The following is a 20,349-nucleotide window of genomic DNA, read 5'->3' as shown; positions in this document are numbered from 1 at the left end:
GTGCCTTTTGTCATGCTGCCGGTGCAGGCTTACGCCTGCTTCACTTCACGCATCGGCTTGCCTTTGACCGGGGCATCACCAGCCACGTAGTACTTGGCGGTGCTGCGTGGCAACGGCTTGCGACCACGGATCTTGTCCGAGATTTTCTCGGCAATCATGATCGTGGTGGCGTTGAGGTTGCCGGTGATGATCAACGGCATGATCGAGGCATCCACTACGCGCAGGCCCTGCATGCCGTGCACACGGCCTTCGCCATCGACCACCGCCATGTCGTCGGTGCCCATCTTGCACGAGCAGGACGGGTGGAAGGCGGTTTCGGCGTGCTCGCGGATGAACTTGTCCAGCTCTTCATCGGTTTGCACATGCGCGCCGGGGCTGATTTCGCGGCCGCGGTACGGGTCCAGTGCCGGCTGGGCCATGATTTCGCGGGTCAGGCGGATGCCGTCACGGAATTCCTGCCAGTCCTGCTCGGAGGACATGTAGTTGAACAGGATGCTCGGGTGCTGGCGCGGGTCTTTCGACTTGGCCTGGATGCGGCCGCGGGACGGGGAGCGCATCGAACCCATGTGCGCCTGGAAGCCATGCTCCTTCACGCCATTGGAACCGTTGTAATTGATCGCCACCGGCAGGAAGTGGTACTGGATGTTCGGCCACTTGAATTCAGGGCGGCTGCGAATGAAACCGCCAGCCTCGAACTGGTTGCTGGCGCCGATGCCGGTGCCGTTGAACAGCCACTCGGCACCAATGGCCGGCTGGTTCCACCACAGCAGCGACGGGTACAGCGACACCGGCTGGGTGCAGGCGTACTGCAGGTAAAGCTCCAGGTGGTCCTGCAGGTTTTCACCCACGCCCGGCAGGTCGTGCACCACCGGAATGTCGAGGCTTTCCAGCAGGGCACGCGGGCCAACACCGGAGCGCTGCAGCAGCTGCGGCGAAGCGATGGCGCCGGAGCTGACGATCACTTCCTTGCGGGCACGGGCTTCTACGCGTTCTTCGCTGTCGCCCACCAGGTAGGTGACGCCAACCGCGCGCTTGCCTTCGAACAGCACACGGTCGCTGAGGGCGTGGGTCACGATGGTCAGGTTCGGGCGTTTCTTGGCCTGGTCCAGGTAGCCACGGGCGGTGCTGGAGCGGCGGCCGTTCTTGGTCACCGAACGGTCCATCGGGCCAAAGCCTTCCTGCTGGTAGCCGTTGAGGTCTTCGGTACGCGGGTAACCGGCCTGTACACCGGCTTCGACCATTGCGTTGAACAGCGGGTTGTTGCCTGCTTTGGGCGTGGCGACGCTGAGCGGGCCGTCACCGCCGTGGTAGTCGTTGGGGCCGATGTCGCGGGTTTCGGCCTTGCGGAAGTACGGCAGGCAGTCGAGGTAGGTCCAGTCTTCCAGGCCTGGCAGTTCTGCCCAACCGTCGAAGTCCATGGCATTGCCGCGGATGTAGCACATGCCGTTGATCAGCGACGAACCACCCAGGCCCTTGCCGCGGCCACACTCCATGCGGCGGCCGTCCATGAACGGCTCCGGGTCGGTCTCGTAGGCCCAGTTGTAGCGGCGGCCTTGCAGCGGGAAGGCCAGGGCTGCTGGCATCTGGGTGCGGAAGTCGAAGCGGTAGTCGGGGCCGCCGGCTTCCAGCAGCAGTACGGTGACGCCGGCATCTTCGGTCAGGCGGGTGGCCAGTGTGTTACCGGCGGAGCCGGCACCGACGATGATGTAATCGTATTCCATGGCATTTCTCCGAAATGCAGCGGCAAGCTTCTAGCTACAAGCTGCAAGAAAAAGCAGCTGGGCGAAGCTTGCGAATGGATGGTATCTGCAAGGGCCGGCGGTCTGACGCCGACCGGCTCTTTCTTGCAGCTTGAAGCTTGCGGCTTGCAACTGTCGGTCAGAAGACCGAGTTGTAGCCGCCCAGTTCGACCTGAACCGACTTGATACGGGTGTATTGGGCCAGTGAGCTGACGCCGTTTTCACGGCCTACGCCCGACTGCTTGTAACCACCGACCGGCATCTCGGCCGGCGATTCACCCCAGGCGTTGATCCAGCAGATACCGGCTTCGAGCTTGTGGATGATGCGGTGGGCGCGGGTGATGTCGTTGGTGCAGACACCGGCGGCCAGGCCGTAGTCGGTGTCGTTGGCGCGGCGGATCACTTCTTCCTCGGTTTCATAGGTGAGGATGCTCATCACCGGGCCGAAGATCTCTTCCTTGACGATGGTCATGTCGTCGCTGCAGTCGGTGAACACGGTCGGGGCCACGAAGGCGCCTTTGGCGAACTCACCGGTGGTCAGACGCTCGCCGCCGCACAGCAGGCGGGCACCTTCCTCTTTGCCCTTGGCGATGTAGCCCAGCACGCTTTCCATGTGCTGGAAGCTGACCAGCGGGCCGAAGTTGGTGTTTTCGTCTTCCGGGTTGCCGACGCGGATGCGCGCAACGCGCTCGGCGATCTTGGCTTCGAAGGCAGCCTTCATTTCAGCCGGGATGAACACGCGGGTACCGTTGGTGCATACCTGGCCCGAGCTGTAGAAGTTGGCCATCATGGCGATGTCGGCGGCCTTGTCCAGGTCGGCATCGGCGCAGATGATCAGCGGCGACTTGCCGCCCAGTTCCATGGTGACTTCCTTGAGCGACGAGCTCGAGGCGCTGGCCATGACCTTCTTGCCGGTGGTGGTGCCGCCGGTGAAGGAGACCTTTTCGATGCGGGGGTGCTCGGTCAGCCAGGTACCGACTTCACGGCCGCTGCCGGTCAGCACGTTGAACACGCCATTGGGCAGGCCGGCTTCGGTGTAGATCTCGGCCAGTTTGAGGGTGGTCAGCGACGTGACTTCCGATGGCTTGAAGATCATCGCGTTGCCAGCGGCCAGGGCCGGGGCGGATTTCCACAGGGCGATCTGGATCGGGTAGTTCCAGGCACCGATACCTACGGTCACGCCCAGCGGCTCGCGGCGGGTGTAGACGAAGGACGACTCACGCAGCGGGATCTGCTCGCCCTCGATGGCCGGCACCAGGCCTGCGTAGTACTCCAGCACATCGGCGCCGGTGACGATGTCGACATAGCGGGTTTCCGAGTACGACTTGCCGGTGTCCAGGGTTTCCAGCATGGCCAGCTCGTCGTTGCGCTCACGCAGGATGTCGACGGCGCGGCGCAGGATGCGCGAGCGCTGCATGGCGGTCATCGCAGCCCAGACTTTCTGGCCACGCTCGGCGCTTTCGACGGCTTTCTCGACGTCAGCCTCGGTCGCACGCTGCACGTGGGCAAGGACTTCGCCGGTAGCCGGGTTGATGGCTTCGAAAGTGGCATCGCTGCCAGCGTCGACGTAAGCGCCATCGATGTAGAGTTTTTGCGTTCCGAAACGGGCCATAGTGTCCTCGCAAGTGCAGTGTGTGGTTTGGCTTTGCGTCACGCTCCTGCCGGGTGGGCAAGGGCCGTGCGCGCTTGTTCAGCAGCCGGGTCGTTGGTGCCCAGGGTGTGCTGCTTAGCCAGTTGTAGATCCATGTATTCGTAAGCAATCCGTACTGCCTGGCCAGTGTCGAATGCATCACCCGACAAGGCACCGCGCAGCCACAGACCGTCGATCAGGGCTGCCAGGCCACGGGCGGCCTTGCGCGCATGGTAAAGCGGCAAGGCACGGCGAAACTGGCAACACAGGTTAGAGTACAAACGGTGGTCGTTGATCCGTTGCAACCTGTGCAAATCGGGCTGGTGCATGCTGGAAGCCCAAAAGGCCAACCAGGTTTTCATCGCCGGGCCGTTCACCTGGCTGGCATCGAAGTTGCCCTCGATGATCACTTTCAGGTGAGCGCGCGGGCTGTCGTCCGTCAGGGCCTGGCGACGTGCTCGAACGCCTTCGTTGAGCATATTCATGATGTAACCCATCGTCGCTGCTATCAGGCCGTTCTTGTCCCGAAAGTAGTGACTGATGATGCCGTTCGACACCCCGGCCAAACGGGCAATCAGCGCAATGCTGGCGTCCCCCAGGCCGACCTGGTCGACAGCCTGCAACGTGGCTTCGATCAACTGCTGGCGGCGGATGGGTTGCATACCGACCTTGGGCATCTTGCTATCTCCTCAGGCCTGCGAGCAGGCGACAGGCGGCTGACTCGGCGAAGACCAGTCTATTTTGTTTTGATTGAACGTTCAATCAATAAAGAATAAGCTCTGCGACAATTTGTGCCATTGACAGTCTTTCAGGTCGTCGAGCAGGCACGAATTGACACCCCAGGAAATCGCGTAACCCCCGTAATACAAGGCGTTGACGGGCATCAGCGATGCGAAATGCAGATTCTGCCACGTGGCCCCGGCCCTGCGGCGGGCCCTTGGAGCGGGCGGGGTGATCTGTGACAAATGCGCGCACCCAGCGGGTAAAGCGTGGCATTTGCAGCAGACCACCTGTCTGTTTTTTGCAACGTATCGATTCGGGATCACGGTTTCCAGGGTGCTTTTATAACACCTGATGCAGTGGGGATATTCCACCAATTGCTCGGGAAAGAATGATTAGCCTCCACAGCCGCACTGCCCGGAGCATTCGTGCAATGAGTTCTGCCTCACTTACCAAGCCCCCCGCCGAGAGGGTACGGGTCAACCGCGTGGTGTTCTTCACCTCGGCGCTGATGATCCTTGTTCTGACTGCCTTGCTGATCGCTGTACCCGAAACTGCCGGCCAGGTGCTGGGCGTGGCCCAGAAGTGGCTGACGCGCACCTTTGGCTGGTACTACATGCTGGTGATCTGCGGTTACCTGCTGTTCGTCGTCTACCTGGCCTTCTCCGATTACGGCAGCCTCAAGCTCGGCGGCAAGGACGACCAGCCCGACTTCAGCTATGGCGCCTGGGCCGGCATGCTGTTCTCCTCGGGCATCGGTATTTCGCTGCTGTATTTTGGCGCCTCCGAGCCCCTGGACCACTACTTCAACCCACCGGAGGGCACCCCGGCAAGCCTCGAAGCTGCGCGCCAGGGCCTGCAGCTGACCTTCCTGCACTGGGGCCTGCATGGCTGGGCGATCTATGCGCTGGTCGGCCTGGCCGTGGGCTACTTCGCCTACCGGCATAACCAGCCGCTGGCGCTGCGCTCGGCGTTGTACCCCCTGGTCGGCGAACGTTGGGTCAAGGGTGCCGCCGGCAATGCCGTGGACATCTTCGGCATGTTTGTCACCCTGTTGGGCCTGGTCACCAACCTGGGCATCGGTGCCATGCAGGTGTCGTCCGGGCTGGAGTACCTGTTCGGCATGGACCACAGCAAGACCAACCTGCTGGTGGTGATCCTGGTGATGGCTGGCGTGGCTACCGTGGCGGCGGTTTCGGGTGTGGAAAACGGCATTCGCCGCCTGTCCAACCTGAACATCATGCTGTTCAGCGGCTTGCTGATCTTCGTCCTGCTGGGCGGCGAAACCCTGCACCTGCTGAACGGCTTCGTGCAGAACGTAGGCGATTACCTCAACGGTATCGTGCTGAAAACCTTCGACCTGTACGTGTATGAGGGCGAGGCTGGCAAGTCCGAACGCTGGTTGGGCCTGTGGACCGTGTTCTACTGGGCCTGGTGGATCTCCTGGGGCCCGTTCGTAGGCATGTTCATCGCCCGTATTTCCAAAGGCCGCACCGTGCGCCAGCTGGTCATGGGTGTGCTGCTGATCCCGCTGGGCTTCACCTTGGCCTGGTTGTCGATTTTCGGTAACACGGCGCTGGACCTGGTGATCAACCAGGGCGCGGTCGAGCTGGGCAAGACTGCGCTGGAACAACCCTCGATGTCGATCTACCAACTGCTGGAATACTTCCCGGCAGCCAAGCTCGTGATCGGGGTGGCGGTGTTCGTTGGCTTCGTGCTGTTCCTGACCCCGGCCGATTCCGGTGCGGTGATGATGGCCAACCTGTCCTGCAAAGGCGGCAAGGTCGACGAGGATGCCCCGCACTGGATGGTGGTGTTCTGGTCGGTGGTGATCACCCTGGTGACCATCGGTTTGCTGTTCGCCGGTAATTTCGAGGCCATGCAAACCATGGTCGTGCTGGCGGGCTTGCCATTCTCGGTGGTGCTGGTGCTGTTCATGTTCGGCCTGTACAAGGCCATGAAACAGGACGTGGCGGTAGAGCAGGAGCGCGCCGAACTGGCTGCCCGTGGCCGACGTGGGTTCAGTGAGCGGCTGACCCAGCTGGAGCTGCAGCCGACCCAGGCCGTGGTGCAGCGCTTCATGGACAAGCAGGTCAGCCCGGCCCTGAAAGAGGCTGCTGCGCAGTTGCAGACCCTGGGCTTCGACGTGGAGTCCCGTGTCGGCCAGGCGCGCGACATGATGGGCCTGCGGGTGATGATGGAAGAAGGTAACCCGTTCGTCTACGAAGTGAGCCTGGACGGCTACCTGGCGGCACCCAGCGAGGCGCCGGTGGAAGGCGAGCCGGAAGTCCGTCAACGCTTCTACCGTGCCGAGGTGTACCTGCACGACGGCAGCCAGGAGTACGACCTGATGGGCTTTGCGCCCGAGCAGATCGTGCGTGACGTGCTGGACCAGTTCGAAAGCCATCGCCAGTTGCTGGGGCGAGTGTACAGCTGACGCTGCTGCAATGAAGAAAAGGCCTTGCCCACCGTGCAAGGCCTTTTTTTTGAGCAATATGTAGCGCGGGTATCGCACCTGAATACCGCAGCCTGCGTTTTTTCAGCGGAGGCACCCAGCATGACGAGTTACAAGATACCCCCCTTCGATTTCCGCCAGGCCGTGGCCGGGCAGTTCGACGGCCGGCCGACCCTGCGCCAGGTCGCCAGTGCGCAGCTACTGCGCGTGCTGCTGCCGCACCTGCCATGGTTGGCCAACACCACGCCAGCCCTGACAAATGCTGACCCACTGATGCTGGACAGCCCAGACCCCGCTACTGCGTATTGGACCACCACACCCTTTGTGGACCGGGTTCTGGAAGCCTTGCTCGACCCCCAGGCGTTGAGCCTGGCGCCACTGGCGGATGGGCGCCATTACAACCTCGGGCTCACCGGCAGCCATCGTTTTGCCGGCTCGTCGAGCGAGTTCGACACCCGGCAATTGCCTGACTTGTCAGCTGCCCTGAACCAGCTGGTTGAGGACTTGCCACGACACTTCTGCGAGGCCCAGCTCGAGTTCTGGCGAGGCAAGGGCAGCGCCGGGGTGAGTCGCGACGAATGGTTGCAGTTGCTGCTCAAGCTCGCGCTACTGCGCAGCTTGCCCTGGCAGGGACTGGACCCGCAGGAGCAGGCCTGTATCCGCGGCCTGCTGCACGGCGGTGATGAGCAGCCCGCGGTGTACTTCGTGCAGACCCGGCTGACCAGTGCCTCCATGCAATACGATCAACTGCAATGCCAGATGCTGATAGCCGCCGAGTGGGATGAGCGTGAGGTCATCCTGTGGTGCGCACCTTCGGGGATAGTACGCAGTTTCGAGTCGTTGCACGCGTTTGGCCTAGCCTTGCGTGACGAACTGGCGCAACGCTACGCCTTCGAACGGATGAGTTGGCAACGCTATCCCGCCACTGGCAATGTGTTTGCCCAGCAAGTCTCGCTGCTGCTCGATACGGTGCTCGCCAGGGTCGAGCTTGCGCGTTATGCCGATATCCAGGATGTTCCGGCCCTTGAGCAGCGTTTTGACCAGCTTGGCGACCCTTCTTCGTGGTTCGTGGGGTACCCGGATGAAACCCCGGCAGTGCAACCTCCCCCTGGGTTGATGGCCAGTGCGCAGGACAGTTTTGCCTGCAGCGCTGCCTTGCTGCAGCTCGCGCTTTACCAGCTCGACTCGGGTGGGGTCTCAGCACTGGATGGCGTTCAATCGCTGACCGATTACGCCCGTCAACGGCTGACCACGCAGATCCGCGAGGATCACGGGGCAGACAACTCGCCGGACGATCTTGTATTCGACCTTTACCTGGCCCGTGGGATCCCTGGTGGGGCGGGCACAGGCACCGGCGGCGGCGAGCCATTGGCCTTCGCCGGGAGCAAGACGCTCACCGAATTTGCCATTGGCAACCTCGCGTCGCTCAAGGGGGCGGCAATCGAGCGCATTTACCTGCGTGGCGGGGGTGAGGCACCGGCATGGCTCGATGCCGACGCCGCCAGAGCCCTCGTGACCAAAGTGGATATCGGTAGCCATTATCCTGCCTATGTCGCGGCGCAACTGGACGATCCGGCCAAGCGCGCGGACCGGGTCACGCGCCTGGGGCGGGAATGGCGTGCAGCACTGCTGGCCGCTGCACTCACTGCCAAGATGGACGGCAAGATCAAAGAGCCAGGCCTGCAATGCGTGGTCGACTATTGTGCGGGGCACGTCGACCCCGACGCGCCGCGCATGATCCTGTTTCCGCTGGCGTTCAGGCGTAGCGCAGCGTCCAGGGTCACGGACCCGGTACGCTGCATGTACATTCTGTTTTGCGCGGAGCCCTCGCTGGTGTTGCTGTACCGGCCCCTGTTCGCCAAAGACACGCTGCGTGAATATGCCAGCCTCTCGGCTTTGCTCGAACACGTGCGTGAATCGGAGATTTTGCAGGAGAGTATTCTTGACTGGATGCAGCCCAGCGCCAGGCCTGTCTACGACCATGGTGGTTTCCGCGAACCGCACATCAGCGTCATCGGCATCGACCCCTATGCGCTGCCTGAGCGTCCGGAACCTGCCAGGCTGGCGATCGAATTCTGGCGTAGCAACATTGACGAGAAACTTTATACAGCCAATCGGGACCTGCTGCTGACGCTCGCTGATGAACAGTCTGTGTCCAACGCCGAGAGCCGCTGGCAGACCTTGTGCGAGGGGGCATGGCTGTTGTTCGATGTCGTGACCTTGGCGCTTCGGGGGCCTGTGGCCTCGGTGGCCTGGTTGGTGCAATTGCTCAACGCGTTGCAGCAAGACATTGAGGCCTTGGAGCGTGGCAATGAGTTTGATCGGTCGGCGGCAACGGTTGACCTGATATTGAACCTGGGCATGGTGTTGCTGCATGCCAGGCAACCCGCCAAAGCCTTTCCCGCCTATGCATTGCCCGGTGCGGCGGAGGTCGAGGGGCCTGAGGCGCAGCGCGGCGCATTTGCCGAAATTGCAATCGCGCCTATCGAGGAAACGCCTGTGCCTGGCCAAGCGCTGCCGAGCCGCTGGCTCGATTTTTCATGGCGAGGCCAGAGTGGCTTCAACTGGTTGCCGCGCGAACAGCGCGAAGCACTCAGGGCCATGCGTGCACCGGTCTCGCTTGCGGGCGTGCAGCCCTTGAACCAAGGTACGGCCACGGGCTTGTACCTGATCGACGGCGATCATTATGTAGCCCTGGCCAGTGATACCTACCGCGTGGAGCGGTTGCCAGAGGGTGTACGGGTGGTCGATGGTGGCGGAGCCGCGGGGCCCTGGCTGCGTTTCGTCGACGGCGCGTGGCGTGTGGACACGGCGCTTGGTCTGCGGGGTGGCATGGGGCCAAAATTTACTCAAGAGAGGCTGGGTGCTCGGTTTCGCGACTTGCACCAAAAGATAAGTCGCCTTGACAACCGCGCCCGGGAGGCCAGAGAGCAAGCCGGGCCTTTTGCCAGAGCTGCGCAGGAATTGCGCGAAAAACTGCTGAAACTCAGGGAACTTCGGGCCAACGCATCCGAAAGGCTGGCCGCGTTGCCCGCCGAAGACGAGGCGGGGAAGTCGCAGTTGCGCACAACGCTCGCGCTTTACGATGAGCGCAAGATTACGTTCGAGCAGGACCACTTCACACAGATCAACCTGATGCTGAAGGAGCTGGAAGCTGCGGTCGGCGCCGATATTGAAATACTGGCGCTGCACGCGACCATGCGAGAAGACAAATTTGCCCGTGAGCGGGAAAAGGGGGGCTGGGACGGGGTGCTTGCCGAGCACGATAAAGTTGTTCGCAACAGCGCTATCAACGATGCCGAGATTATTTTCACCGAGCTCTGGAGCCTTGCGAATTACCCCGAACTTGTGGAGATGCAAAACGCGCTGGATGGGCGGCCAGTCCGTGAATTCGCGGATTTGTATGAGAAGTTGCGCGTCAAACAGCAAGTCGTGATCGACGTGCAGGATCGCATGTTGGTCGGGAGTGAGCAGCTGGATCAATTGTTGACCGAAACGCCGGAAGATTTCGAGGTACAGGATTGGGGGGGCAACGCCAAACGCACCGTCGCAGACATAATTGCCAAGCGCCGCGTCAGTACAGTTCAACTGCGTTTACACCAGGTGGTGAATCTGGCCGAGCTGGCGCTGCACCTGGAAAGCGACCGGCCAGACGTACTTGCAGGCTACAAAGCTGCCCTGGCCAGCTCAAGCCTGCGCAACGCGGCCGAAGCCCACGGCGAGTTGGCCTTCTCCAACCTGCCGGCGCAGGACAGGATCGTCATCCTCCACGAAGCCTGGGACGAATACAGTGCTGCACTGGTCAACAGCGATCGCGTTTGCCGAGAGGGTGGGGCGTTGATCGAACCGGCCATGATCAAGCGCTATCGGGAGCACATCAGCAAGCTCAAGCTCGATGTGAACGTACGTCTGGGCATAGCGTATGATGAGCAGGATCACCCCCTTCTACCGACCGGGCGTAGGCCTTATCCGGCGTCCCGCGTGCCGCAGCGGTTGGTGCGTAACGGCCAGGGCCAACTGATGATCGGCAACGTTATCGAAGGGCAACCCTTGCTCGAGGTGCGTGAGAAGATAAGCGATAAGGTATTGGCCACCTTTGAACAAGTAGATGGCGAGTGGCGCGAGGTCCAGCAGCCATCGTTGTCCGACGAAGCCCCCCTAGCCGATCTCGCTAGTTGGGTGCAGTCTCTACTGAATAAGAGCAATGACCATCGAGCCTCAGCCAAGGCCTATGTCGAGATCGATATCAGCGGGTCGCTGGTGGCCAGGATATACGATCTTCAACTGAACAAACTGACCGAGGCAGTGAGCGTAGTGCGCGATGCCGGTGGCGACGATGCGCTGATCAGGACCTTGGAACAGGAAGTGGATGCGCTGCGTACAGAGAAGGAGGTGCAACTTACCACCCTGTACACCCGCACCCGCCGCCCCACTGCCGAAGCCCTGCGCTTTCTTCACGATTTGAAGGCGATCAAGGTCGTATACCTCAAGCGGCATGTCATGGCGGACGGTAGCGCTTTCGATGAGTACCTGGTCCAGCTCTTGTCAAACAACCGTAAACTCTGGGCTGTGCATTTCCATTTGCGGTCGCAGGCTGCCTACGCCCGGGATTTTACTTCGGGGCACCTGAAGGTGTGGGCCCAGCGTTACCTGAGCAGCCAGGTTGCCAGGGATACAGGGCAGCAGCTTTACCGCGGCAAGCTGACACTACAGCAAGCCACGGGGATCATCCCTTTCGATCGTCCAACAGCACAGTAGGTTCGGGGCGGCTTGCTTCTGGCCGAACCCAGGTTCATCGGTTGCTGTAGCGGCCGTGCCGGCCATGCGCCGGCATGGCCTGGTTGCTCCGCTCGGCAATCATCTGTGGCAGACCCAGCAGCGTGATGCCCTGGCTTTTCAGGCGGGGCAGTTCGCGGGCCAGCACCTCCAGCGTTTGCGGGTAAGGGTGGCCGATCAGCACTGCCGAGCCTTGCTTGTGCGCCAGGGCCACGCCTTGTTGCAACTGCCCGGCAATGGCTTCGGTGGTGCGCACGTCATCGAGAAACACATCCCGCGAGACATGCGCCAGGCCTTGCGCCTGTGCTTCTGCAGCCGCGACGGTGGCGGCACTGGTACGGCTGTCGACGAAGAACAGGTGGCGGCGCTGCAATTCGCCCATCAGCCAGGCCATGGGTTCGCGCTGGGCCGTCATGCGGCTGCCCATGTGGTTGTTGATGCCGGCCGCGTAAGGCACCTTGAGCAGCGCGCTGTCCAGGCGCCGGGCCAGCTCTTCGCCGGCGATGCCGGGGTGCCAGGCATAGGGCCCGGTGGCCGGGTCCATGGGCATGTGCAGGATCACCGTTTTGCCAGCCCTGTGCGCTTGGCGGGCGAAGTCGGTTGCATGCGGGGTGTCGGGCATGATGGCCATGGTCACCGGGCCGGGTAGGGCCAAGGTGCGGCTGTCCCGCTCGGGGCTCTGGCCAAGGTCGTCGATGATGATGCTCATGTAGGCTTTGCCGGCCGGCGCCGCTTGCGCGACCCCGGCCAACAGGCAGAACACCAGGCACAGCAGGTACCGCACGGGCTGGATCATTTGCCCGAGGTGATGTTGAGGCCTTTGAGCAGGCTCAGTGCCTGGCTCAGTTGGAAGTCGTCGTCCTGTGGGCGCTCCTTGCGCTTGCTGCTGCCGGTCGGGCGGTCGGCGCCGCCGTTACCGTTGCCCAGGTGGCCCTGCAGGTCGGCTTCCTTGAAGTTGTCGGTGTCGACCTCGGCAGTGAGCTTGGCCTGACGTACTTCGATGTCGGGGACGATACCCTGGGCCTGGATCGAACGGCCATTGGGGGTGAAGTACAGTGCGGTGGTCAGCTTCAGGGCGCGGTCATTGGCCAATGGCAGCACGGTTTGTACCGAGCCTTTGCCGAAACTGTCGGTGCCCATCAGCACGGCGCGCTTCTGGTCTTGCAGTGCGCCCGCCACAATTTCCGAAGCCGATGCGCTGCCGCCGTTGATCAGCACCACCAGTGGCACCCCTTCGCTGGCGTCGGCCGGGTCGGCCGAGAAGCGCAGCTCGGAATTGGCGATGCGGCCCTTGGTGTAGACGATCAGGCCCTTGGTGAGGAAGTGGTCGGCCACTTCCACGGCCGATTGCAGCACGCCACCCGGGTTGTTGCGCAGGTCGAGCACCACCCCGCGCAGTTTCTTGCCGTTGTCCTTGCGCAGCTTGGCCAGGGCTTTGCCCACCTCGTCGCCGGTCTTGACCTGGAACTGGGTGATGCGGATATAGCCGTAGTCGTTTTCCAGCAGCTGGCTCTTCACGCTCTTGACCTGGATCACCGCGCGGGCCAGGGTCACGTCGAAGGGGTTACCGCCGTCGCGGACCAGGGTCAGGGTGATTTTGTCGCCGACCTTGCCGCGCATCTTGTCCACCGCTTCGGTCATGGTCTGGCCGCGGGTCGGGGCGCCGTTGATCTTGACGATCAGGTCGCCGGCCTGGACGCCTGCACGCGAGGCCGGGGTGTCATCGATCGGCGAGACCACCTTGATGAAGCCGTCTTCCTGGCCCACTTCGATACCCAGCCCACCGAACTCGCCGCTGGTGCTTTCCTGCAGTTCCTGGAAGTCCTCGGGGCCCAGGTAGGCCGAGTGTGGGTCGAGGTTGCTGAGCATGCCCTTGATGGCATTCTCCAGCAGGGTCTTGTCGTCTACCGGCTCGACATAGGCCGCCTTGATGCGGTCCATGACTTCGGCGAAGGTGCGCAGCTCTTCCAGTGGCAGTGGCGCCTTGGCAGTGACCTCGGTGGCCGGCACAGCTGCCGCCTTGGCCGGCTCCGCGGCAGTGGCCAGGGGCGCGCCGACCGCCAGGGCGATGGACAGGGCCAACTGGGTGAGACGAGGCGAGTGCAGCATGTCGAACGGACTCCTGATCCTGTAAGCGCTCCCTGCGGAGCATCGGTGCAGCGTTTGGGCCGCGCCGTAGAAAGTTGACTAACCCCGGCACCACTGCGAAGGGTCGGTAGGCCGGCCCTGCTGGCGGATGGCGAAGTACAAGCCTGCCGCGTCCTGGCCACCGCTGTCGCCGACGGTGGATATGGCTTCACCGGCCTTGACGATGTCACCGGCACTTTTCAGCAGGCTCTGGTTATGGCCGTACAGGCTCAGGTAACCGTTGCCATGATCGAGAATGACCAGAAGCCCGGCGCCGCGCAACCAGTCGGCGAACACCACACGCCCGCCGTGCACGGCGCGCACTTGTGTGCCGGGGTTGGCGCTGATCATCACGCCGTCCCATTTGGCCCGGGCATCGTTGCCGCGTGCATCGCCGAAGCGTGCCAGCAATCGACCATTGACTGGCCAAGGAAGTTTGCCCCGTGCTGCAGAAAATGCACCGCCGTAGTTGGCACCGTCGCTGGAAACCATCGGCCCGAGGGTGGTACGGGCCTTTTTCGGCGGCTCTGCCGGCGCTTCAGGCTCGCGCGCCTGGTTGCGCGCAGCGGCGGCCAGGGCCTCTTGCTGCCGGCGTTTTTCCGCTTCCTGCTGCGCCAGCAAGGCTTTCTTGCGTGCCTCTTCAGCCTCGCGGGCCTGGCGTGCCAGGGTTTCCTCGATGGTCTTGAGGACTTTGGCCAGGTCGGCCTGGTCCTGCTGACGGGCCTGGAGCTTCTGGTCGCGGTCTTTCATGTCGCTGTTGAGCTTGGCCAATACCTGCTGGCGCTTGCCGCGTTCGCTCTCCAGGGCCTGGCGGCGGCTGTCGAGGTCGGCGCGCTGGGCCAGCAACTGCTGCTGCTGGGCAGACATTTGCTGCTCGACACTGGCCAGCTGGCGGAGGGTTTCGTTGAAGGTGCGCAGCTGCTCCAGGCGCGCCTTGCTCATGTAGTCGTAGTAGGTCAGGGTGCGGGCGAATTTCTCTGGGTTCTGCTGGTTGAGCAGCAGCTTGAGGTATTCCTCGCGACCGTTGTTCTGGTAGGCCGAGCGGGCCTGAATGGCGATCAGCCGTTGCTGTTCAACGCGGGCGGTCTGGAGTTTTTTTTTCTCGGTTTCAAGGCGCTCCAGCTCGCCCTCGGTCTTTTTTAGCGCTTGCTGCAGTGCCTCCACCTGCTTTTCGAGGTTGCCGATGTCGGTCTCGGTGGCTTTCAGGTCCTTTTGCACACCGGCTTTTTCTTCCTGGAGCTTGCCCAGTGTTTTCTTGAGCTCGGCAATGTCCTGGCGGGTGGCGTCCAGTTGCTGCTGGGTCTGTGCGCGCTCATCGGCGAAGGCCGGGCTGAGCAGGCATGACAAGGCTAGGAGGATCAGGGCGCGAAGCATGGGGTTTGGCGTACCAAGGATGGAGACTGGCCTAGTATGCCCGCCTGGGCGGGCAAATTGAATCAGCTGCAAGCGTGAAGCTACAAGCGGCAAGAAAAAGCGCGCCACCTCTTGCTTGCAGCTTGCAGCCGTCAGGCGTCTACCAGAATCGAAGTGCCGGTCATTTCGGCAGGCTTTTCCAGCCCCAGCAGCTTCAACATGGTCGGCGCAACATCGGCCAGCACGCCGCCATCACGCACTTTCACGTTGCGCTTGCCGACATAGATGAACGGCACCGGCTCGGTGGTGTGTGCGGTGTGGGCCTGGCCGGTGGACTCGTCTTCCATCTGCTCGACGTTCCCGTGGTCGGCGGTGATCAGCGCTTCGCCACCGACCTTGTCCAGCGCCTCGACAATGCGGCCAACGCAGTTGTCCAGCGCTTCGACAGCCTTGACTGCCGCTTCGAACACGCCGGTGTGGCCGACCATGTCACCGTTGGCGTAGTTGACCACGATCACGTCGAAGCGCTGTTGCTCGATGGCTTCGACAATGCGGTCGGTCACTTGCGGTGCGCTCATTTCCGGCTGCAGGTCGTAGGTGGCGACCTTCGGCGATGGGATCAGGATGCGCTCTTCGCCTTCGAATGGCTCTTCGCGGCCACCGGAGAAGAAGAAGGTGACGTGGGCGTATTTTTCGGTTTCGGCGATACGCAGTTGGGTCTTGCCGTGCTTTGCCAGGTACTCGCCCAGTACATTGTTCAGGCTGGACGGGGCAAAGGCAGCGGGTGCCGGGATTTTCGCCGAATACTGGGTCAGGCCGATGTAGGCCGCCATTTTTGGCAGGCGTGCACGGGCGAATTCGGTGAAATCGGGCTCGACGAAGGCGCGCGACAACTCGCGAGCGCGGTCGGCGCGGAAGTTCATGAAGATCACGGCATCGCCGTCTTCGACCTTGACTGCTGCGCCAATGCGCGTGGCCTTGACGAACTCGTCGCTCTCGTCACGGGCGTAGGCCGCTTGCAGGCCTGCCACGGCGGTGTCAGCGGTGTATTCGGCGCTGCTGTCGACGATCAGGTTATAGGCGGCGCTGACGCGGTCCCAGCGGTTGTCGCGGTCCATGGCGTAGTAGCGGCCGATCAGGCTGGCGATGCGGCCCTTGCCCAGCTTGGCGAAGGTGGCGTCGAGCAGCTCGATGGACGACTGCGCGCTACGTGGCGGGGTGTCACGGCCATCGAGGAAGGCGTGCAGATAGATTTTTTCCGCGCCGCGCTGCGCGGCCAGTTCGGCCATGGCAACGATGTGGTCCTGGTGGCTGTGCACGCCACCATCGGACAGCAGGCCAAGGATGTGCACGGCCTTGCCGGCACCGGCAGCCTTGTCCACCGCACCGGTGAGCACCGGGTTTTGGAAGAACTCACCGTCGCGGATGGCCTTGGTCACCCGGGTGAAGTCCTGATAGACGACGCGGCCCGCGCCCAGGTTCATGTGACCGACTTCGGAGTTGCCCATCTGCCCGTCCGGCAGGCCGACATCCATGCCCGAGCCGGAAATGAGGCCATGCGGCTGGCTGGCGCGCAGGCGGTCGTAGACCGGCGTGTTAGCGGCGTAGATGGCGTTGTATTCAGGGCTTTCGCTGTGGCCGAAGCCATCCAGGATGATCAGGACCAGGGGTTTGGGCGTACTCGTCATCAATCAAACTCACGGTTGTTCAAAGATGATAAAGAAACGCATTTTAGGGCAAATACGCCACGTGCGGCGAATAATCGTCCCATCCCCCGACCGGCGCGCGCGCAATGGCACCATGAAACTGGTCTGATGGCCGGCCCGTCGGGCTTTGGTGGTACCAAGGGGCTGTGTATACTGGCCGGCATTTTCAATCGCCTGGAACACCGCTGATGGTTGCTCACCTGATTCAATTCGCGACAGATCACTACATCCTGGTTGCGATCTTCTTCATTCTGCTGGTCCTGCTGCTCATCAATGAAATCCGCCGTGGCGGGCAGAGCCTGAGCAACGGTCAGCTGACTGCCCTGGTCAATGCCGACAAGGCGCTGGTGATCGATATCCGCCCGGCCAAGGAGTATTCCGCCGGTCACATCGTGGGTGCGGTGAACATTCCGCAGGACAAGCTGGCCAACCGCATGGCCGAGCTGGACAAGCACAAAGAGAAGACCCTGATCGTCGTCGACGCGATGGGCCAGCAGTCCGGCAGCATTTGCCGCGATCTGCTCAAGGCCGGTTACAACGCCGCCAAGCTGAGCGGTGGCGTTTCCAGCTGGAAAGCCGATAACCTGCCCCTGGTGAAGTGATATGAAGCCCGTCATCGTTTATTCCAGCGACTACTGCCCCTACTGCATGCGTGCCAAGTACCTGCTCGAGAGCAAGGGCGTGGCATTCGAGGAAATCAAGGTCGACGGCAAACCGCAACTGCGCGCCGAGATGGCCCAGAAAGCCGGCCGCACGTCGGTGCCGCAGATCTGGATCGGCAGTACCCATGTCGGTGGATGCGATGACCTCTATGCCCTGGAACGCGCCGGCAAGCTCGACGCGTTGCTGGCGGCCTGATTTGCACTGCATTCGAAAACATTAGGATAAGGATCTGCCATGACTGACCAACAGACCAACGGCGCTGCTGCTGAAGACAACAGCCCTCAGTTCTCCCTGCAGCGCATCTATGTGCGCGACCTGTCGTTCGAGGCCCCGAAAAGCCCGCAGATCTTCCGTCAGACCTGGGAGCCAAGCGTTGCCCTGGACCTGAACACCAAGCAAAAGGCCCTGGAAGGCGACTTCCATGAGGTGGTGCTGACCCTGTCGGTCACCGTGAAGAACGGCGACGAAGTCGCGTTCATCGCTGAAGTGCAGCAGGCGGGTATCTTCCTCATCGCCAACCTCGATGCGGCTTCGATGAGCCACACGCTGGGTGCGTTCTGCCCGAACATTCTGTTCCCGTATGCCCGCGAGACCCTGGACAGCCTGGTGACCCGTGGTTCGTTCCCGGCGCTGATGCTGTCGCCGGTCAACTTCGACGCCCTGTACGCGCAGGAAATGCAGCGCATGCAGGAAGCCGGCGAAGCGCCAACCGTTCAGTAACTGCTGCCGGTATCGGAAAAGCGCCTCTAGGGGCGCTTTTTTGTTGGCTGTGTGGGAAGCCGCACGTGGTCCCTGTGGGAGCCGGCTTGCCGGCGATAGGGCCAGTGCAGGCTTACACATCAGCTCCCGGCAAACCCGTTCTGCCGCCAGGCCTCATACACCGTCACCGCCACTGTATTGGACAGGTTCAGGCTGCGACAGCCTGGGCGCATGGGCAGGCGCAGGCGTTGCTCGGCGGGCAGGCTGTCGAGGACTTCTGCCGGCAGCCCGCGGCTCTCCGGCCCGAACAGGAACGCGTCACCCGGCTGGTACGCGACCTCGTGGAACGGGTGCGAGCCCTTGGTGGTAAAGGCGAACAGCCGTGGGTTGCCCAGGCTTTCCAGGCATTCGGCCAGGCTCTGGTGGCGCTTGAGCGTGGCATACTCGTGGTAATCCAGCCCCGCGCGGCGCAGGCGCTTGTCATCCAGTTCGAAGCTGATGGGTTCGATCAGGTGCAGGTGGCAGCCGCTGTTGGCGCACAGGCGAATGATATTGCCGGTATTCGGCGGAATTTCTGGTTGAAAAAGGATGACGTGAAACATGCACGGCTCCAAGCAAGAGGATGACGGGCATTCTACCCCCGAACCGGATGTGCGTTCGAAGGCGTTGCCGCGCATGCTGCTGTCGCTGGCGATCGTCGGGGTGATGGTGGGGCTGATGATCGGCCGCCTGACCGCCCCTGTAGAGCGTCAGTTGCAGCAGGTAGAGGTGTTGCCGGATGGGCTGGCGCTGTGGTTCAACGAAGAACCCAAGCTGCATGCCGAGAACGTCCAAGGCACAGTGGCTGTGCTGTTCCAGGCCCAGGGCACGGCCCGGCAGGGCCAGTTGAGCCTGAACGGCAAACCGGTAAGCTGGCGGCTGCAGAACAGCCAGGAGGGGTTGTTGCTGACGGTGGTGGCCGCGCGCCCCCTGCACGGCCAATGGGCCGGTGCAGAAGACGCTGGGCGCTGGCGGCTGCAGGTGAGCCTGCAGGAATAAAAGAGGGGATATCCCGGCCTGCCTGTACCAGGGTCCCCAAAAGGGCTACGGCGTACTGCGTGTAAAGGGGGGATGGCCCGGCCTGCCTGTACCGAGGTCCCCAAAAAACGGCGGTGTTGCTAATAAAAGAGGGGTTCACCCGGCCTGCCTGTACCAGGGCCCCCGAAACTGGGTATGTATTAGCTATTGCAGGGGGCGTGCCAGTTTTGCAAAACCCGGAAATACTGGGCTTTGAGGGGGATTCGGCCGGTTTTTGAGGGGGTTTGTGCCTTGGCGAGGTGCAGCGGGCACAGGAACGGTGCATCGGAAGGCTGAAACAGCTGGGGCCACTTTGCGGCCCTGTCGCGGCACAAGGCCGCTTACAATGGGCGGGGGTGGCCGGCAGTCCTGCGGAGCCGGGCCGGCATCATCAATCGATGTAGGAGCGGGTTCACCCGCGAATACGGTAGTACCGGCAATGCACATTGCCTGGCAGAAACTGGCCCGCAGGCCCGGCCCTTTCGCGGGTGAACCCGCTCCTACAGGTAACCCATCAGCCCGGAGGCACAGATGGTCCGTGTAGGAGCGGCCTTGTGTCGCGAAAGGGCTGCGCAGCAGCCCCAAAGATCTCGAGGGTTAACCTAGCGCTCAGTGCTCGTCACCTTCCTCATCATCGCCACCCGCCACATTCATCCCCAGTTCCTTGATCTTGCGGGTCAGGGTGTTGCGGCCCCAGCCTAGCAACAGCGCCGCATCGCGGCGCCGGCCGGCGGTGTGCTTGAGGGCGGTCTCGATCATGATCCGCTCAAAGCTTGGCACCGCGCTGTCCAGCAGGTTGGATTGCCCACGCGCCAATGCCTGGTCAGCCCACTGGCGCAGCGCCTGCTCCCAGTTGGTCACGGGGGCAGCGTCCTGGGGCAGGTTCAGCAGCTCCGGCGGCAAGTCACCAATCAGTACCTCGCGGCTGGAGGCCATGACGGTGATCCAGCGGCAGGTGTTCTCCATCTGCCGCACGTTGCCCGGCCATGGCAGGTTGCGGATGAACTCCTCGGTTTCCGGCTTGAGCACCTTCGGCTCGACCGCCAGCTCTTGGGCGGCACGGGCAAGGAAATGGCGGGCGAGTGCGGGGATGTCTTCGCGCCGGTCAGCCAACCTCGGGATATGGATGCGAATCACGTTCAGGCGGTGGAACAAGTCTTCGCGGAACTTGCCAGCCTGCACCAGTGACTCAAGGTTCTGGTGAGTAGCGGCGATGATACGCACGTCTACCTTGACCGGCACGTGGCCGCCGACCCGGTAGAACTCGCCATCTGCCAGCACCCGCAGCAGGCGGGTCTGGGTTTCGGCGGGCATGTCGCCGATCTCGTCGAGGAACAGGGTGCCGCCATCGGCCTGCTCGAAGCGGCCCCGGCGCAGGTTGGCGGCGCCAGTGAAAGCGCCTTTTTCGTGGCCGAACAGCTCGGA

The 20,349-nt window shown here is 62.5% G+C and carries 15 protein-coding genes and 1 pseudogene; 7 read left to right on the top strand and 9 right to left on the bottom strand.

Annotation, left to right across the window (positions count from 1 at the left end; genetic code table 11):
• Positions 1 to 29: 29 nt before the first annotated feature.
• The 3 genes from betA to betI all read right to left on the bottom strand — a co-directional run bounded on the left by betA (position 30) and on the right by betI (position 4,046).
• On the bottom strand, positions 30 to 1,721 hold the full coding sequence (gene betA, locus B3361_RS07300; RefSeq protein WP_009684987.1) for a choline dehydrogenase: 1,692 nt from the start codon (positions 1,719 to 1,721) through the stop codon (positions 30 to 32).
• A gap of 157 nt (positions 1,722 to 1,878) precedes the next feature.
• Positions 1,879 to 3,351 carry a betaine-aldehyde dehydrogenase gene (gene betB, locus B3361_RS07295; protein ID WP_009684988.1) on the bottom strand — a complete coding sequence of 491 codons (1,473 nt, stop codon included), beginning with the start codon at positions 3,349 to 3,351 and terminating at the stop codon, positions 1,879 to 1,881.
• A 38-nt stretch (positions 3,352 to 3,389) separates the two neighbouring features.
• On the bottom strand, positions 3,390 to 4,046 hold the full coding sequence (betI, locus tag B3361_RS07290; RefSeq protein WP_009684989.1) for a transcriptional regulator BetI: 657 nt from the start codon (positions 4,044 to 4,046) through the stop codon (positions 3,390 to 3,392).
• A gap of 533 nt (positions 4,047 to 4,579) precedes the next feature.
• On the opposite strand from betI, the pseudogene B3361_RS07285 reads away from it, so the two are divergent.
• From B3361_RS07285 to B3361_RS07280, 3 genes and pseudogenes are all read left to right on the top strand, one after another.
• A pseudogene (locus B3361_RS07285) lies at positions 4,580 to 6,117 on the top strand (BCCT family transporter).
• A 52-nt stretch (positions 6,118 to 6,169) separates the two neighbouring features.
• Positions 6,170 to 6,526 carry a hypothetical protein gene (locus tag B3361_RS24010; protein WP_370593771.1) on the top strand — a complete coding sequence of 119 codons (357 nt, stop codon included), beginning with the start codon at positions 6,170 to 6,172 and terminating at the stop codon, positions 6,524 to 6,526.
• Between the two features lie 120 nt (positions 6,527 to 6,646).
• Positions 6,647 to 11,302, top strand: coding sequence for a dermonecrotic toxin domain-containing protein (locus tag B3361_RS07280; RefSeq protein ID WP_182337055.1), 4,656 nt, complete (start codon positions 6,647 to 6,649; stop codon positions 11,300 to 11,302).
• A 34-nt stretch (positions 11,303 to 11,336) separates the two neighbouring features.
• Here the strand turns inward: B3361_RS07280 and B3361_RS07275 are convergent, their stop codons facing one another.
• From B3361_RS07275 to gpmM, 4 genes are all read right to left on the bottom strand, one after another.
• On the bottom strand, positions 11,337 to 12,104 hold the full coding sequence (locus B3361_RS07275) for a divergent polysaccharide deacetylase family protein (protein ID WP_054905878.1): 768 nt from the start codon (positions 12,102 to 12,104) through the stop codon (positions 11,337 to 11,339).
• An 8-nt stretch (positions 12,105 to 12,112) separates the two neighbouring features.
• The gene (locus tag B3361_RS07270; protein WP_009684994.1) at positions 12,113 to 13,429 is read right to left on the bottom strand and encodes a S41 family peptidase; all 1,317 of its coding nucleotides are present in this window, start codon (positions 13,427 to 13,429) and stop codon (positions 12,113 to 12,115) included.
• Between the two features lie 78 nt (positions 13,430 to 13,507).
• Entirely contained in the window at positions 13,508 to 14,821 is a 1,314-nt protein-coding gene (locus B3361_RS07265) for a murein hydrolase activator EnvC family protein (RefSeq protein WP_029886546.1), read from the bottom strand.
• 131 nt (positions 14,822 to 14,952) lie between these two features.
• Positions 14,953 to 16,488 carry a 2,3-bisphosphoglycerate-independent phosphoglycerate mutase gene (gene gpmM, locus B3361_RS07260; RefSeq protein WP_054905876.1) on the bottom strand — a complete coding sequence of 512 codons (1,536 nt, stop codon included), beginning with the start codon at positions 16,486 to 16,488 and terminating at the stop codon, positions 14,953 to 14,955.
• 206 nt (positions 16,489 to 16,694) lie between these two features.
• Here gpmM and B3361_RS07255 point away from each other — a divergent pair, with 206 nt between their 5' ends.
• The 3 genes from B3361_RS07255 to secB are packed head-to-tail and all read left to right on the top strand — an operon-like array spanning position 16,695 to position 17,889.
• Positions 16,695 to 17,108, top strand: coding sequence for a rhodanese-like domain-containing protein (locus B3361_RS07255; protein ID WP_054905875.1), 414 nt, complete (start codon positions 16,695 to 16,697; stop codon positions 17,106 to 17,108).
• A gap of 1 nt (position 17,109) precedes the next feature.
• The gene (grxC, locus tag B3361_RS07250) at positions 17,110 to 17,364 is read left to right on the top strand and encodes a glutaredoxin 3 (protein WP_029886544.1); all 255 of its coding nucleotides are present in this window, start codon (positions 17,110 to 17,112) and stop codon (positions 17,362 to 17,364) included.
• A 39-nt stretch (positions 17,365 to 17,403) separates the two neighbouring features.
• A complete protein-coding gene (secB, locus tag B3361_RS07245; protein ID WP_009685000.1) occupies positions 17,404 to 17,889 on the top strand; it encodes a protein-export chaperone SecB in 486 nt (161 codons plus the stop codon).
• 119 nt (positions 17,890 to 18,008) lie between these two features.
• Here secB and trmL read toward each other — a convergent pair whose 3' ends face one another.
• On the bottom strand, positions 18,009 to 18,470 hold the full coding sequence (gene trmL / locus B3361_RS07240) for a tRNA (uridine(34)/cytosine(34)/5-carboxymethylaminomethyluridine(34)-2'-O)-methyltransferase TrmL (RefSeq protein ID WP_009685001.1): 462 nt from the start codon (positions 18,468 to 18,470) through the stop codon (positions 18,009 to 18,011).
• Between trmL and B3361_RS07235 the strand changes: the two genes are divergently transcribed.
• Positions 18,469 to 18,906: a hypothetical protein gene (locus tag B3361_RS07235; protein WP_054905874.1), complete on the top strand. Its 438-nt coding sequence runs from the start codon at positions 18,469 to 18,471 to the stop codon at positions 18,904 to 18,906. The genes trmL and B3361_RS07235 overlap by 2 nt on opposite strands.
• Before the next feature lie 627 nt (positions 18,907 to 19,533).
• Here the strand turns inward: B3361_RS07235 and B3361_RS07230 are convergent.
• On the bottom strand, positions 19,534 to 20,349 hold an 816-nt coding region (locus B3361_RS07230; protein WP_286920152.1), incomplete at its 5' end, for a sigma 54-interacting transcriptional regulator.

The sequence above is a fragment of the Pseudomonas sp. UBA6699 genome (assembly GCF_002454615.1).
In the GTDB taxonomy this organism is placed as follows: Bacteria; Pseudomonadota; Gammaproteobacteria; order Pseudomonadales; family Pseudomonadaceae; genus Aquipseudomonas; species Aquipseudomonas juntendi.
The sequence above is the reverse complement of the archived record's forward strand: the minus strand, read 5'-3'. Positions and strand labels throughout refer to the sequence as shown.